This is a genomic window from Oscillibacter hominis, assembly GCF_014334055.1.
Classification (GTDB): domain Bacteria; phylum Bacillota; class Clostridia; order Oscillospirales; family Oscillospiraceae; genus Oscillibacter; species Oscillibacter hominis.
The window spans coordinates 651,608-665,567 of the sequence record NZ_CP060490.1 but is presented as its reverse complement, the minus strand read 5'-3'; the positions used below and the strand labels follow the sequence as shown (position 1 = coordinate 665,567).

The following is a 13,960-nucleotide window of genomic DNA, read 5'->3' as shown; positions in this document are numbered from 1 at the left end:
GCTATGCGGCGTTTTTCCATAGGCTGAGTTGTTCATCTTCACGCCGAAAACCTGCGTCAATTTCCGAAAATGTCGTGGTCCGGTTAAACTTCTCAGTGACCTTTCCCGGCAGGGCCTGCAGTTCCAGCATCCTGGCCCACAGATCCGGGTGGTGGTCATAGAGATGGCGGAGTTCCCGTCGCCTGGCGTTGGGGCAGAACCAGCAGCCGCCCCTGTCGGTGAAGTCATAGACAGGAGAAAGCAGCCCCGCCTCCCGGCAGAGCTGCTTTGCGTCCTGTTCCGTATAGCCATACTTGTCCAACAGGGAAACACGGCGTCCGTCCAGCCGGAGCAGCCGCTCCTGCTCATCCCTGGCGATGCCGATGTATTGGACCGTGTCCGGCGGGAGGCTTCTCTGGTACCGTAAAATCGGTTTCAGTTTGCAGTCCCGCTGGACGGCGCATCGCCCACAGATGGGAAAGGAGCGGAGCAGGCCCTTTTTCGGCCCGCGGGTGATCCGCCCGGTGAACAGCCCCACATAGGTCTGCAGCCCACGAAGAATGCGGATCTTTACGCCCATGCGCTCCAGTGCGGGGATGGCCGTGCCATAGATGAAGTCCCGGTGTTCCGGCACCTCGCCGGAGATATGGCTGTCAAACATAACTTCGCAGTACACCGCCTCATCCAGCGGTTCCCCGTAGCGGAGCGCCAGCAGGATGGTGGCGATGCTGTCCTTACCAAAAGAACAGGATGCTATATATTTCAGCCGCCACCATCTCCGTGATCCAACTGCGCACACAGCTCCGCAAACTTTCCGGCCTGACCGGTCTGCTCCCACGGCAGGTTTGCCCTGGTAAAGTGGCCATAGTTGCAGGCGTCCGCAAAAATCGGCTGGTTCAACTGCAGGGTATGGATCATACCTGCGGGCGTGAGGTCAAAGAAACAGCGGACCGCCTGTTCCAGCAGTTTGTCCGAGTATGTACCGGTGAGGTGGGTATCCACGTCGACGGCCACCGGATCGGCCCGCCCGATTGCATAGGCCAGAGCGACTGTGCATTTCTCCGCGAGGCCGGCGGCCACAATATTCTTGGCGATGCAGCGGGCCATGTAGGCGCCGCTGCGGTCCACCTTGGTCCCATCCTTGCCGGACAGCGCGCCGCCGCCGTGGGGGGCCAGCCCTCCATAGGTGTCCACCATCAGTTTGCGGCCGGTCAGGCCGGTGTCCGCCTCGATCCCACCCAGTACAAAGCGGCCGGAGGGATTGATGAAAATCTCCGTGTCCTCATCCGCGGGGAAGATGCGGAGGGCTGGCTGGATGACGAATTCCAGCAGTTCCTCCCGCAGTTGGGACAGATCCTTATCCTCCGCATGCTGGCAGGAGAGGACGATGGCGGAGATCCGCCGGGGTGCGCCGAAGACATACTCCACAGACACCTGCGCCTTTCCGTCCGGCCGCAGGCCGCTGATCCTGCCCATCGTCCGCGCACAGGTAAGCAGGGCGGTCAGGCGGTGGGCCAGCACTACCGGCAGTGGCAGGAGATTTTCTGTTTCACTGCAGGCGTAGCCGTACATGATGCCCTGATCGCCGGCACCTGCTTGGCCGCTGTCTGCGACAGCGTCTGCAATGTCCGGGCTTTGGGGGTGGATGAGAACCTCCACATCAAAGTCCCTGCAGTTGTATCCGGCCCGGCGCACCGTGTCGCGCACGATGGAAGAGATATCCGGGATCGTCAGCGCGCTAATCTCGCCGGCCACCACAAATTTGCCCGCCGTCGCCAGAACTTCACAGGCGACGCGGGCGTTGGGGTCGTGTTCCAGGCAGCAGTCCAGCACAGTATCCGCTATGGTGTCGCACAGCTTGTCCGGGTGGCCCGCTGTGACGGACTCCGCTGTCAGAATGGTCTTATCTTTCATGCTCATTCCTTCTCTCTTTCTTTTTGGGGAGTGGGAACAACATCTCCCGGCTGTACAGGGATTCATATTTTCGAAGCTGTTCCGGCGTCAAAGACACAAAGGTTTCCCCGCCGAGGCCGGCGAGGAAAAAGGTGCCGCACACAACATCATACGGATCCCCGTTTTCCAGCCGGAGGAGGCGGTTTGGCTGCAGGCCAGCAAACTTGCCGCTGCTGTTAAATATAAGCGCCACGGGATCCTCATAGGGGTATGTGGCGTCGATGTCCCCGCCGACAATCTCCTGCATGGCCTGCAGGGTGTCTGGGATCTGCCGGGGATATGGCGGTTTCCCCGGCTCTACAACGAGGATTGTCAGATGGTTATCGCTCATGGCAATCCTTCCTCTTGGCGGGAGCGCCCTGTTGACTGCTGCGGCCTGTATCCCGTTGCACAACTTCGCGCTCCCGTTCTATCTGTTGGAACATTTTTAGCGTTTCCCGAAATGCCACATATTGCCGGATCCGTTCCGGGTCATCTGTAATGGTACGCACGGTTTCCCAAAAGGGACTTCCATGCAGGCTGACATCTTCCTGAACAACCAGTGCCGGCCGCTCACCATTCTCCAGTGTGACACGGCAATCCCGCAGATCTTCCGCATGGTCATAAACACCATATGCGATACCAACGATTTTCAATGTTTCCAGTGCATCTACGGTTACGGAAAATCCTGTGGCATTCATGTGTAGTTCTCCCGTCAGAGAGATGGTTTTTCTTGCCATACCGCGCCTCTCTTTCCTTTATCGCTCATGGTGGCCCTTCTTCCTGCCTGGCTTTTCGCCGAAAAACAGGTCCATTTCCTGCATGCGCTCAAAGTGCCGGGCCTGCCGCACCTCGTCGTGCACATTTTTCAGCGCGGCCTCCAGTTCCGGCACCGGCAGGCCGTTTTGGCGGTATCCCTCCAGAATGCCGCCATAGTAGGCGGGAGAAGGGATAGTGGGATCCCGCCATAGTTCCCCTGTCATGATGTAGGCCATGACGACCACGTCTTTGCCGTCCCCGGTGCGGACCGTGATATTCTCTTTCTCATACAGGCGCGGGTATCCCTCATAGACGTCCAAGGATCGCTCACACTCCGGCGTCAGCTTCCACAGAAGGCCGTGGACCTGGCTGCCAGGCAAAGGCTCGATGGTAGCGACGCCGGTTCCGCGCCGGTTGCCGCGGAACAGCAGTTCATAGCCATCCAGCACCGCAGGTCCAACCACTTGAGCGGCGGGACAGCGGACAGCCATCTGCTCCAGATTGATATTGCTGCCATAGGCAAAATACAACCGTTCCGCCATATCAGTCCTCCAGAATCGTGAGGGCACCTACTTTCGCCAACTGGGAGAACATCATGCGGGCCTGCTGCTCCACATCCCCCTCTGGCAGTGGGAAGTCCAGGCCGGTGGTACGCACCACATTGTTTCGCAGGAACCAGATGTAACTCTCCGTGTCAGGGAACTCCGTGGGGTCAAATACACGGGCGCGCAGCTGGTCCATGATCTCCGCCCCGGTACCGGACAGGATATCTTCTTCAATGCGGATCTTCATCTCGTCACCTCTCCATCTCTCGGTTCTTTTTCTTCTTTTTGTTGACTTCGTAACTGTCCTTGTCGTAGCGCCAGGCACGGTCACCATCTAAGTTGGCCAGCAGATGGTCGCGGGTGTTCTTAAACTCCGGCCCGTTGAGGCCCAGGCGCACCAGCCATACACGGAAAGTGAATAGTTCATTGTCGCTGTGGGTTTTCCGCATGACAGTGCTGCGCTGGGCTATGGCCTGGGCCGACATGGCGAGGCACAGGTTGATGTACGCCGCGGCACGGCCTGCATGGAGGGTGGAGTTGAAACAGCGCCACTCCACCGTGCCGCGATAGAACACCGAGTGCAGGTTTAAGGCATAATAGCGTGTCCAGTTGTAATGCTCTCCTGCGCTGACCTCCCCTTCATACCAAATGCTCTCCAGCTGTGTCAGATCCTTGGTTTCCTCAGCGGAGAGGGTGCGGGCCTGCCGCAGCATGGGTTCCCGCACCTTTTGGCACCAGCGGGCGGCACGGGCCTCATTCACCTGCAGGGCCTTGAACAAAATGTCCTCTTTGGCGTACATGATGCTCAGGAGGTTTTTCAAGCTCTGGCGGTTGTGGTTGGCCGCGTCCACATGGATGTGCAGGCCGCAGGAACTGTTGACCTTTGCCCCCGCATGCCGGATCTGCCGCACACACTCTTGGAACTTTGGCAGCTCCGCATAGGTCAGTTTGGGCGAAACCATCTCCACTTTATATTGCCTGTTATTTGTTTGTTCGTAGCCATGCAATGTCTTTCGCTCTGCACGGATGCTTCCGTCACTCATCAGTTTCCACTCTTTGTTTTCTGTGTCTTTGACGACCCATGCATCATAAACCCCACCTTTGTACTGTGGGATCGTTCCGAAATAATCTGCCAGCGCCTGCGCGGCCTGTTCACGGGTGATGCCGGTCATCTCCACCTCGACGCCGAAATACTGGTCCTTCATCCCGGTCACGCAGCCGCCTCCTTTCGCAAAGCCTCGTCCACGGCCCGGATGCGCCGGCCAATGGCCTCGATCACTGTAACGGTGACGCTGTTGCCTGCCTGCTTGTAGGCTTGGGCGTCCGAGTTGATGGCGAGGATCTTGTCGATTTGCTCATCGTCAAAGCCCTGCAGGCGCAGGCACTCCCTGGGCATCAGGCGGCGGATGCGTCCGCCGCGCTCCACAATGCCCTGCACACTGGCGGCGTCATGGGCGACACCGACCCCGACCCGACCGGCGCGTGTGGCGCTGCCCGGATAGCCCAAGTCCACGCTGTCGCCAGGCGCCGCCTCCTGATAGCCTTTTCGGGTGGCTTCCTTGATCAGCAGCGCCCCGGAGCGTTCCGCCTTATGATTGGACAGCGTCGTCTGCCCATAGCGGGCAGTGATGCATCGGGATTGCTGCGTCCGTTTCGGATGCCCCGCACACAGATCCACAAAGGGCGCGTCCGGCGGCAGCAGGTATAACCCGGTTTTCACACCGAGGCCGCCACCACCGGCTGTCTGGGTACAGGCTACTCCTTCTGGGTCATAGACCCGGTGTCCTTGCGCCCCGCCGATGAGTTGTATAAGAGCTTTTGCACCATTTCCGAAGACAGGTAATATTTTTCCGGCGCATCGGGGATCAAGATAGCAGATAAGGAACACCCTCCTCCTTGACTGCGGGACTCCAAAATGTTTGCTGTTAAGCACAGCCCATTCGACATGGTACCCCAGGTCAGAAAGCGCGGAGAGGATGGCCGCAAACGTCCGGCCGCCGTCATGGTTAAGCAGTCCTGGCACGTTCTCGAGCAGAAGATACGAAGGCCGTCTGGTTTCAGCCAGGCGGGCAATTTCAAAGAAGAGAGTACCTCTTGCATCGTCAAATCCTTTTCTGCGGCCAGCGAGAGAAAACGCCTGGCAGGGGAATCCCCCACACAAAAGGTCGAAGTCGGGCAGGTCGTTGGGGTCAATGGCTCGGGCGTCTGGATAGTATCGCTCCTCCTTCCTGATGTCGTGGATCGCGCGGTAACTGGCTTCGGCATATTTGTCGATCTCGCAGTGTCCGACGCACTGGAAGCCGCCGACGCGGGTCAGCCCCGCCCGAAAGCCGCCGATCCCGGCGAACATATCAAAATATCGAATCAGATGGTATCATCTCCCTCCTGCAGCGCACGGAGAAAGCCGAGGACGTCCTCATCGACGGCCCCGGCCTGCTCCTGCTGCGTAGTGGTCTTTGGGAAGGAAACGCCTGCCAGTTCCTCCCGGATAGCGCCGCGAATGGCCTCCAGCAGTTCCTGTTGTTCCATATAGCCGTTGATCATCCTGCACACGGCGTCCATGCGCTGTCCGGGCGCAACGGCGGACAGGCGCTCCCATGCGTTCCGCTGCTCCCGCTGAGTCAGGGAGAAGGAAAGACTGAGCCGTCGCTTTTCAGGCATGGGCGCCGCTCCCCGACATCTGCCGTACAAGCCGTTCATAGCCCTTGGCGTTCAGGGATACATCATCGAGGATCACGGGCCGACACAGGCCGTTTGTGGCCGAAACACGCCGCTTCATGAGCGCCGCTCCGCCGCCTATAAAAATAGTAGGCATGGCGCGGGTGTCCAGGCCGCACTCCGTGATGGTGGAGAGCAGGTTCTGCACATACAGGTCCGCCTGGGCATGGATGATTCCTTTCGCCTCGTCCGGGAGGCTGCTGGCATCACCCCGCAGGACGCACTCGATCTGCGCCGTTGTCAGAGAAAGACCCAGGACGCGTCGCACCTGTTCGCTGATCTCATCGATGCAGCGGATCATGCCCCACTCCAAGCTGCGGCAGGTGGCGGCATTGGGGAGGCGGTTGTCCAAGCGCATCAGGTCCACTGTCCAGCCACCGATGTCCGCCACGATGACGGACGGTTCATCCAGCAGCTCCGTCTGGGTCAGCACAGCGGCATAGCCCTGGGGGAACAGTTTCACATCCCGGACGGTGACGGTATAGTCCCGGCCCTCATAGCGGAAGGGCACCGGTTTGCCGTCCCGCAGCAGATAGGCACGGAACTTCTTCTTGTCCCGGCCAAAACTGGTCAGGGGCAGGCCGGCAGCCAGAATGACGGAGCAGGTGCGCTCGGCATTGCGGCAGTCCAGTTCCCTGGCGATGGCTGCCAGGGTCAGCAGATAGTAGTCCTCCGTCCGGGTCTTGTCTTTCTGCAGAGGCTGCCTGCCGCTGCCTACCACATAGTACGTACCGCCGTATTCCAACACATTCTTCTGGGTGTACGGCTCGTGCTCATAGGCCACCAGCCCCGAGGGGAAGGAACCGTGGACAGTTTTCATGGCTGCGTAACCGTGGTCCACGCCGATGACGTATCCCTCGCTCACCGAGCGCCGCCCCCTTTCTCTTTTTTGGTAGCCATGTCCTGGACCTTGCCCTCGTCCAGCAGCCGGCGGATCTCATGGAGGTCGTAATTCCATGTGGATGGCGCCGCCAGGAAACGCTCCGGCCCGCCGTATTTTTCGCACAGCCGGGGTAGGAACCGTGGCAGGTCCTTCGGCTCCCTGGGGTATTGGATGCCGTCTTTGTAGACGATATCCTTTTTTAGCTCGTCCCGCATCTTCTCGATCCTGTCTGGTTCCATCTCGTCGTAGGCGCTGCGGCCGGTGAGCTGCTCATAGGCGTAATCGCCCACATAGGACAGGCACTCGAAACAGCAATCGCCGTATGGCTCTATATCCGCCAGCGTGTCGGGATCCCTCAGCGCATTCATGTACACCTCTTTGCCCTGGGCGATCAGCCAGGCGCGGAAGTCGATAAAACCGTCATCCGAACAGCCATACTCCTTGATCACGCTGACGGCGTCCCACAGGCCGTATTGGTCCGCCAGATCCTCATAGGTTTGCAGAATGTCATGGAAATTTTTCGCCGCGGCAGGCCCCATAGACACAAGCTGCTCCCGCAGGTAGTCCTCCATAGCGTTCAGATCCTGGCCGCAGGCGGTTTTTGCCTCCTGAATCAGCGCCCAGAAGGCATCCTTGCTCATCCCATTGTCAGGTTTCTGTTCTATCGCTCAGCACCTTCCTTCCGTTTTTCTTTTTGCTTGCCGATCCGCCGTTCCTGCTCCTGGGGCAGAAGGCCCTGAAAACCTAAGTCACGCAGGGCCTGCGTATAGAGCTGCTTTTCAAAGGCCCGGTACTCCGGGGTGGCGGTGTCCACATCCAACAGGACAGCCTTTTCATAAGGTGTCCCCGGCACGACCTCCCACCGAACGGCATGGAAGTGCAGGGCGGTCAGGTACTTCAGCAGTTGATGACCGTCCGCCTCATCAAAGACACCGCGGTTGTCCTCATAGGGGAACTCGCCGGGGAGATTGGGATAGCCGGAGATCGCCAGGGCGGCGTCGTAGAGGCGGAAACCACCATCATCAAAATCCGGGGCGATGGTGTCATAGAACCGCCGGAGCTGCTCCGTGCTGTCCAGGGCCGGGCAAAAGGACGCAAGGGCTTTCTTCAGTGTTTCCACTTTCTGGCGCTCCTGATTGGCGGCATATTCCTTACCGCAGCTCTCCTGGTAGTATTCATCGACGAGCGGTTCCAGTTCATTGATCTTGCTCTGCAGTTGCGCGCATTCCATCCGGCTGAGGTCCAATTCAGTGTTGGATTCCTCCAACGCCTGCCGCAGAGCGGGGTAGTCCCGGACCGCGGCGATCAGATCCTTGATCTTCATGTCACGCCGCCTTTCTGAGCCGGGCGATCAGGCGATCCAGCACAGCGATGCGGGATCTCACCTTGCCGGCGGAAGCGTTCAGGCCATGCGCCTGATTTTGAATGCGGCGGCGGATGGCCGCGAGCTGTTGGCGATCCCTGCAGCACTCCAGCACAACATACCGCCCCTTCCCATTGGACAGGACCTCGCGCTCACCAGAGGCATCCCGGAGGCTGGCCATGAGGCGCTGGCCCAGCTGCCTGCGGTAGCGGTCCTGCAGGACGTCGGCGTCGCAGGAGACATGGTGTTTTTTCAAAATGGCCGCGATCTCGTCGCCGCTGATCTCCATGTTGGCAAACAGCACATGGAGGATCTCATCCTTGGCGTCGGGCGGCAGCGCGGGGCGGCCGTGGGATCTCCTGGTCATCGCGTCTGCTCCTTCCTGCGCTGTGCGCGCCGCACCACATAGTCGGCCCTGTCCAGAGCGGGGGCCTTGCTTGGGAAAACATAGAGCATGCCGTGCTGTTCGGCCCGCTCCGCGGGAAAGCCCTGGGGAACATTCTCCGGAGAGTCCGAAACCGCGACAGTCCGATATTTCCAGTCGCGGGAGGATTGGTAGGCGAACAGGTGATCCCCCTCCCGCCGGATGCTGTAGGCGGCTTTCCCTTCATGCTGCCGGACATATTCCCCCACAGCCGCTTTCTCCAGCACGAAGCGAGGCTGGATCCCCTGGGCCAGTTCCGGCGCCATGGCGTTGATATAGGCGGTCATCTCCCGCACATTCCCGCAGCAAAACTCCGGCGCGTCATAGCCATACCGCTCTGTGTACAGCGTCCACTTGATCAGTTCGTGGTGGCTGTCCAGGGCAACAAGAAAATATTTCCCGTCGCGCTCCCCGGTGAGAGGCTCAAACCGGACGTCGTCATAAAGCGGTCCCTCCAGCGGGCAGTTGTTCTTGAACCACACATAGTAGTTGTCCAGAATGAAGGGGTCCGTGATCCCCAGCACCACGCTGGAGATCTTCTTCAGGCGTCCGGCCAGGGCGTCGTCCCGGCAAAACCAGTCATACCAGCCGGCCTCGCACTGCACAGCACGGTCCCGGCTGCTGAAATCCCCGGCACGGAACCGCTCCTGCCATGTTCGCACACTCATCTCATTCATAGCGTCCCCCTTTCCGGCAGGAGGTGTTCCATGAGGCCGGCAATGGAGGTAAACACCCCGGCCAACTCATGGGACTCCTGGATGGTATCCTCCATTTCTTCCTTAGTCATGCGGGTGCATTTGACCCAGATGCGCACATTTTCCTCTGTGGGCGTCAGCAGAACGGCCTTTTCATAAGCCTTGCAGAACACGCCGGCGATCTTGCTCTGGCGGTCGATCTCCGCATCCTTCTCCCGGATCTCCTTTTTCGCTTTTTCCAGCTCCACCAGGTCCAATGCCGCCTGCCCCTGCTCGTCCTCCGGCAGATCCTGTACCTGCCGGGTGATCTGATACCCTTGGTTGACGGACAGTTCCTTTTTATCCAGGGCCTCCTTCACGGCGGCGGGGGCGTGTTCGTCGATCTGCATCACCTTGCCCATCGTGCGCTCTCCGAGGCCAACGGATGCAGCCAATTTTTTGCGGGTGTCCACAGGTGCGGAACCTTCCGGCAATGTTGCCGAAAGGTCTGTACGGGCACCCTGGTTGGCCTTTGCCCTGGCCTCGATCTCCGGCCGCAGTTTCAGGGCGATCTTGCCCAACTCCCATTTGTCCAGGTTGCGGCGGCCCTTCTGGGTATCCAGCGCCCACTGCTTGGCCTCCAGCAGATCGTCAAAGGCAAACACCGCCATCTTGTAGGGCAGGTCGTGCCGGGTGCAGATCTGCTGCCGGTTGTGGCCGTCTACGACGACCAGATCCTCATTGACAATGATGGGCGCATAGCAGCCGTTTTGCAGGATGTCCTTCTCCAGCGCGGCAAGCTGCTCCCCGCTGAGAGGGGGGAGCAGTTCCGCCAGTTCCGGTAGAATGGTGGGGGTGCGTTCCGCACTGGTGTATTCAATGCCTGTATTACGCATGGCGCTCAGGCCGCAGCCTCATCCATACCGTCCGCAGGCATGGACACGGCGCTTTCCTCCACGCGGCGGGGAGACAGGAACTCCACCTCCGTGGCTTTGATGAGGAAACCGGGCTGACGCTCCGGCTCGTCCGCGAAGGTGATGGTTTCAAAGTCGCCGGAGGCGGCCAACTTGCAGCCCTTCCATGCAAACTCCGCGCAGCGTTCCGCCAGCGGGCCGCGGACCTTAATGGAGATGAAATCCGTCAGGCGGTTGCCGTCCTTGTCCCGGTAGCGGCGGTCCGAGGCGATCCGCAGGATGGCATAGGGCTTGCCGGTGGCCTCATGGACCTTCAGTTCCACATCGTTTGTCAGGTTTCCGATTGCTACGATCTTCAGCATAGGTGCATTTCTCCTTCTTTATTTAATGTAGAGTGAATTGTGGGATAAAAGCGCCGCGGCCCACAGTGGGGCCGCGGCACAGCGGTTGGATCACTTGTCCCAGGTTTCAGGGGCGGTGAGGATGGCGGTGTGGGCGTTGGCGGCCTCCAGCACGTTGTAGTAGGCCCAATGGCGGGAGGACACGTCGGGGAACATCACCAGACGGCGGTGATTATCGGCAATATAGTCCTCGTCAGCCTCGCGGCCCAGCAGGCGGTTGACAATGGTGACGACTTCCGCCCGGTCAATGGGATCGTCGGCCCGGAAGGTGCCGTCGCCGTAGCCCTCTACCCAGCCGTGGATGGCGGCGTCCTTGATATACTCAGCAGCCCAGTAGCCGTCGCTCACATCGTCAAAGCCCTCGTACTGCTCCATGATTTCCTCGGCTCCATCGCCGTACACATCAAAGAACCGCGCCGCCATAGCGGTAAACTCGGCGCGGGTGATGGCCTTATCACCCCGGTAGGTGCGGTCATTGTAGCCCACGGCCACGCCGTAGCCAGTGAGATATTCCACATAGCCCGCATACCACATATCCGGGTCAATATCCTTGAACTTCACATTATTTCCGCTGGGGATGCGCTCGTCCAGCCGGTCAGAGAGCAGGCGGGCAAAGATGGCTGCGGCCTCGCTCCGGCTCATGCTGCGCTCCGGGCCAAAGGTGCCGTCTGTGTAGCCATAGATATAGGCCCCGTGGTACTCAGTTTCTGTGACAGCGGGGACGGTGAGTTTGCCGTCCTCGTCGGTTTCTCCGCGCTCACTCTGGCCCAGATCACCCTTGACGATAACCGTCACACCCTCCTGGGGGTCGCGCTCATTGTCCGTGACCGTGACGGTGATGCGGTTATCCTCATCCATATCGGTTCCGTCCGGCAGGGTGACGGTAATATTGCCGCCCTTGCCGATGGATACTTCCGCGTCCTCGATGGGGCGTCCGGTTTCGTAGTCCTCTACAGTGACGGTCAGTGTCCAGCGGTCGCCGTCCTCGTCCTCCCAGCCAACGGTGGTATTGCCGTCCTCATTGGTCTTGCCGCTGGTGCCGGGAACAGTGACCTGCCCATTGCTGTCAGTGTTACCGGCACAGTAGTTATCGTGCTTGTCAGTCATAGTAACGAACATACCCTCCACGGCGCTCTTATCCTTGGTGAGCAGGACAGTCACGGTAGTCTGGTCGGCATAGTCCAGCTGGCGGGAATTGGGGAGACGGATGGACAGGGTATCGTCCGCATGGAGAGTGACAATAGCATTGGAAACGGGGTCTTTAGTGTCGGTATCCGTGACAATTACCAGATAGCCGCCCACAACGGCCTCGCCCTTACTGTCCGTAGTGGCCTGATTGTAGATCTTCTCAATGGTTTCTTCCTCTAACTTCTCACCGCAGACCTCGCACTCCCTGTGCTTGCTGCCCTCGCTGTCGGTGGTAGGCTCCTTGTCGATGATCCAGTCGCCGGGCTTATGGCCTGCCGCCTCGGTGTAGTCGCCCTTGTAGGCGTCGCCGCAGCGGGTGCAGGTATAGGTGGTGTAGCCCATCTCGGTGCAGGTCGGCTCGGTCACTTCCTCGGCATAGTCATGGCCCAAAGCGTTCTCAATGACGGCGCCGCAGCGGGTGCAGAGTTGAGGATCGGTGCAGGTGGCCGGGTCGCCGGGGATATGGCCCGCGGCCTCGTCGCCCTCCAGACGGGTGGCTCCGCAGCGGACGCAGGTGTACTCGGTCATGCCCTCGCCGGTGCAGGTGGCCCCGGTGATCTCCTTGCCTTCGTCCCAACTATGCCCCAGCGGGTCGGTGTAGTCGGTGATGAACGAACTGCCGCAGCCCTCGCAGATATGGAGGGTGCGCCCGCCGCCCTCACAGGTGGCCGGGGTGGTCTTGCTTACATAGTTGTGAGGCAGCGCGGCGGTGATGTCCTCGATGTGGCGCTCCCCACAGACGGTACACTCCCGCAGGGTGTAGCCAGGGCTGGTACAGGTTGCCGGAATGACGGTGGTGGAGAACTCATGCTCGGTCTGAGGCAGGTCGGTTTCTTTCACATTGCCGCACCGCTCACAGATGTCAATGGTCTTACCGGGGACTTCACAGGTGGCGTCCCGGATGACCACACTCTGATAGGCGTGGCCCAGCGCGGCCTCATAGTCCCGCTTTTCAATCATGCCGCAGTCCACGCACAGATAGCGGTCATAGCCCAGGGTCAGGCAGGTGGGGTCTACGCTATCCAGCAGTGTCCAGTTGTGGTTCTCGCCGCAGCCCTTGTCGTCACAGCAGCAGCCGTCACAGTCCGGATCCTGGCAGCCGCAGTCAGGATTGCCGCAGCCGCAGGAGCAGGAGCCGTCCTCGGTGGTGGTTTCATCCCTGAGATGGACATACGCCACACCGTCCTCCACCATGTCCGTGTCGTGGTAGGTGTAGGTGATCTCGTAGTAAACCGGGTAATCCCCCGCCTCGGTGTAGTTGGGTGCGCTGGTCAGGGTGCAGGCATCTGCGCTGTGGCCGTAGCGGATAGCGGTGGTCACGCCGGCCTCGGACAAGTCCGACACGGTGACGGTGTGGGGCTGGCCGTCCACCACGCCGAAGTAGTCCGCAATGACGGCCTTGGCGGCGGTGTAGGAAGTTTCAGCATAGCCGCAGTCGGCGCAGGTATCCATCTCCACAAAGCGGTCATGGGCCAACTCGGGCCGGATGGCATTCTCCATGTGGTGACGCTCCAACGTGGAATTTTCCTCCTTGAATGTGCCGTAGCAGAACCCGCAGTATTCGCCGCTGGTGGTGATGACGCGGTGATACTCGCTGTCCGCTTGCTCAATGGTCTGGGTTTCCGGCAGTTCCTCGAAAAAATTGTTCGCGCAATCGTAGAGCCAATAGACGTTCTTCAGGTAGCCGTAGTCCGTCTTGGCCATGTTGGTGTTGATGCTGCCGCAGGTTTCACACACGGCTTTGGTCCAGTGATAAGCCGTGTAATAGGCGTCCTGTCCCGGTACGCCGTCCAGAATGGAACCCTTGCCGGAACCATCTACAAAGGTGCCGTCCGAGTATTTCACATTCCGGCTCATGGCCGTCTGGCCATCCCTGGTATATTCCGGGGTGCGGAACACGATAAAGGAAGTCTGCTGCTTGCAGACTTTGCAGTTAAAGGTTTCGTGGGTCACGGTGGCGTTGGCGTCCAGTTCGTTGGTGCGGTTGTTGGCCTCCTGCCAGTTCTCAGCGGGGTCGTGGTAACTGTCCTGCTGGGCGGCAAAGGCGGTGGGCACCATGCCGACGCACAGAACCACGGCCAGCAGCAGGGCCGTCATGCGCTTCAGGCCATGCCTGGTTGTCTTGCTTTTCAAGCGTTCTTTCCTCCTTTTGTGTAGAAATTGCTGGTTCAGGTTTTTAT

At 59.8% G+C, this 13,960-nt stretch carries 17 protein-coding genes; all 17 read right to left on the bottom strand.

The features are described from left to right. Nucleotide 1: 1 nt before the first annotated feature. Nucleotides 2–745, bottom strand: a complete 744-nt coding sequence (locus H8790_RS03340; protein ID WP_044944404.1) for an adenine nucleotide alpha hydrolase family protein — start codon at nucleotides 743–745, stop codon at nucleotides 2–4. Further along, nucleotides 742–1,893, bottom strand: coding sequence for a methionine adenosyltransferase (gene metK, locus H8790_RS03335; protein ID WP_009258916.1), 1,152 nt, complete (start codon nucleotides 1,891–1,893; stop codon nucleotides 742–744). The genes H8790_RS03340 and metK overlap by 4 nt, the downstream gene beginning before the upstream one ends. Next, nucleotides 1,883–2,263 carry a DUF3846 domain-containing protein gene (locus tag H8790_RS03330; protein ID WP_009258915.1) on the bottom strand — a complete coding sequence of 127 codons (381 nt, stop codon included), beginning with the start codon at nucleotides 2,261–2,263 and terminating at the stop codon, nucleotides 1,883–1,885. Before H8790_RS03330 ends, metK begins: the two co-directional genes overlap by 11 nt. Further along, complete coding sequence (locus tag H8790_RS03325) at nucleotides 2,253–2,651, bottom strand: hypothetical protein (RefSeq protein WP_009258914.1); 399 nt, start codon at nucleotides 2,649–2,651, stop codon at nucleotides 2,253–2,255. Before H8790_RS03325 ends, H8790_RS03330 begins: the two co-directional genes overlap by 11 nt. Nucleotides 2,652–2,669: 18 nt before the next feature. Then, nucleotides 2,670–3,212 (bottom strand): gamma-glutamylcyclotransferase family protein, encoded by a 543-nt coding sequence (locus tag H8790_RS03320; protein WP_009258913.1) that lies wholly within the window; start codon nucleotides 3,210–3,212, stop codon nucleotides 2,670–2,672. 1 nt (nucleotide 3,213) lies between these two features. Further along, complete coding sequence (locus H8790_RS03315) at nucleotides 3,214–3,462, bottom strand: hypothetical protein (RefSeq protein ID WP_009258912.1); 249 nt, start codon at nucleotides 3,460–3,462, stop codon at nucleotides 3,214–3,216. A gap of 4 nt (nucleotides 3,463–3,466) precedes the next feature. Beyond that, nucleotides 3,467–4,429, bottom strand: a complete 963-nt coding sequence (locus H8790_RS03310) for an amidoligase family protein (RefSeq protein ID WP_009258911.1) — start codon at nucleotides 4,427–4,429, stop codon at nucleotides 3,467–3,469. Beyond that, the gene (gene dcm, locus H8790_RS03305) at nucleotides 4,426–5,565 is read right to left on the bottom strand and encodes a DNA (cytosine-5-)-methyltransferase (RefSeq protein WP_009258910.1); all 1,140 of its coding nucleotides are present in this window, start codon (nucleotides 5,563–5,565) and stop codon (nucleotides 4,426–4,428) included. The genes H8790_RS03310 and dcm overlap by 4 nt, the downstream gene beginning before the upstream one ends. A gap of 14 nt (nucleotides 5,566–5,579) precedes the next feature. Further along, on the bottom strand, nucleotides 5,580–5,876 hold the full coding sequence (locus H8790_RS03300) for a hypothetical protein (RefSeq protein ID WP_009258909.1): 297 nt from the start codon (nucleotides 5,874–5,876) through the stop codon (nucleotides 5,580–5,582). Then, the gene (locus tag H8790_RS03295; protein ID WP_009258908.1) at nucleotides 5,869–6,798 is read right to left on the bottom strand and encodes a ParM/StbA family protein; all 930 of its coding nucleotides are present in this window, start codon (nucleotides 6,796–6,798) and stop codon (nucleotides 5,869–5,871) included. Before H8790_RS03295 ends, H8790_RS03300 begins: the two co-directional genes overlap by 8 nt. Beyond that, complete coding sequence (locus H8790_RS03290; RefSeq protein ID WP_009258907.1) at nucleotides 6,795–7,457, bottom strand: DUF4240 domain-containing protein; 663 nt, start codon at nucleotides 7,455–7,457, stop codon at nucleotides 6,795–6,797. Before H8790_RS03290 ends, H8790_RS03295 begins: the two co-directional genes overlap by 4 nt. A gap of 20 nt (nucleotides 7,458–7,477) precedes the next feature. Then, entirely contained in the window at nucleotides 7,478–8,140 is a 663-nt protein-coding gene (locus tag H8790_RS03285) for a hypothetical protein (protein ID WP_187333578.1), read from the bottom strand. 1 nt (nucleotide 8,141) lies between these two features. Continuing rightward, nucleotides 8,142–8,546, bottom strand: a complete 405-nt coding sequence (locus tag H8790_RS03280; protein ID WP_009258905.1) for a hypothetical protein — start codon at nucleotides 8,544–8,546, stop codon at nucleotides 8,142–8,144. Further along, nucleotides 8,543–9,280, bottom strand: coding sequence for a hypothetical protein (locus tag H8790_RS03275; RefSeq protein ID WP_009258904.1), 738 nt, complete (start codon nucleotides 9,278–9,280; stop codon nucleotides 8,543–8,545). The genes H8790_RS03280 and H8790_RS03275 overlap by 4 nt, the downstream gene beginning before the upstream one ends. Next, nucleotides 9,277–10,173, bottom strand: a complete 897-nt coding sequence (locus H8790_RS03270) for a ParB N-terminal domain-containing protein (protein ID WP_009258903.1) — start codon at nucleotides 10,171–10,173, stop codon at nucleotides 9,277–9,279. Before H8790_RS03270 ends, H8790_RS03275 begins: the two co-directional genes overlap by 4 nt. Before the next feature lie 5 nt (nucleotides 10,174–10,178). Beyond that, nucleotides 10,179–10,553, bottom strand: coding sequence for a single-stranded DNA-binding protein (locus tag H8790_RS03265; protein ID WP_009258902.1), 375 nt, complete (start codon nucleotides 10,551–10,553; stop codon nucleotides 10,179–10,181). Nucleotides 10,554–10,643: 90 nt separating this feature from the next. After that, complete coding sequence (locus H8790_RS03260) at nucleotides 10,644–13,913, bottom strand: S-layer homology domain-containing protein (protein ID WP_226928278.1); 3,270 nt, start codon at nucleotides 13,911–13,913, stop codon at nucleotides 10,644–10,646. Nucleotides 13,914–13,960: the final 47 nt, after the last annotated feature.

Coding starts and splice junctions, on each gene's coding strand:
- metK (WP_009258916.1), bottom strand. CDS start 1,893: ATGAAAGATAAGACCATTCTGACAGCGGAGTCCGTCACAGCGGGCCAC.
- H8790_RS03330 (WP_009258915.1), bottom strand. CDS start 2,263: ATGAGCGATAACCATCTGACAATCCTCGTTGTAGAGCCGGGGAAACCG.
- H8790_RS03325 (WP_009258914.1), bottom strand. CDS start 2,651: ATGGCAAGAAAAACCATCTCTCTGACGGGAGAACTACACATGAATGCC.
- H8790_RS03320 (WP_009258913.1), bottom strand. CDS start 3,212: ATGGCGGAACGGTTGTATTTTGCCTATGGCAGCAATATCAATCTGGAG.
- H8790_RS03315 (WP_009258912.1), bottom strand. CDS start 3,462: ATGAAGATCCGCATTGAAGAAGATATCCTGTCCGGTACCGGGGCGGAG.
- dcm (WP_009258910.1), bottom strand. CDS start 5,565: ATGTTCGCCGGGATCGGCGGCTTTCGGGCGGGGCTGACCCGCGTCGGC.
- H8790_RS03300 (WP_009258909.1), bottom strand. CDS start 5,876: ATGCCTGAAAAGCGACGGCTCAGTCTTTCCTTCTCCCTGACTCAGCGG.
- H8790_RS03290 (WP_009258907.1), bottom strand. CDS start 7,457: ATGAGCAAGGATGCCTTCTGGGCGCTGATTCAGGAGGCAAAAACCGCC.
- H8790_RS03285 (WP_187333578.1), bottom strand. CDS start 8,140: ATGAAGATCAAGGATCTGATCGCCGCGGTCCGGGACTACCCCGCTCTG.
- H8790_RS03280 (WP_009258905.1), bottom strand. CDS start 8,546: ATGACCAGGAGATCCCACGGCCGCCCCGCGCTGCCGCCCGACGCCAAG.
- H8790_RS03275 (WP_009258904.1), bottom strand. CDS start 9,280: ATGAATGAGATGAGTGTGCGAACATGGCAGGAGCGGTTCCGTGCCGGG.
- H8790_RS03270 (WP_009258903.1), bottom strand. CDS start 10,173: ATGCGTAATACAGGCATTGAATACACCAGTGCGGAACGCACCCCCACC.
- H8790_RS03265 (WP_009258902.1), bottom strand. CDS start 10,553: ATGCTGAAGATCGTAGCAATCGGAAACCTGACAAACGATGTGGAACTG.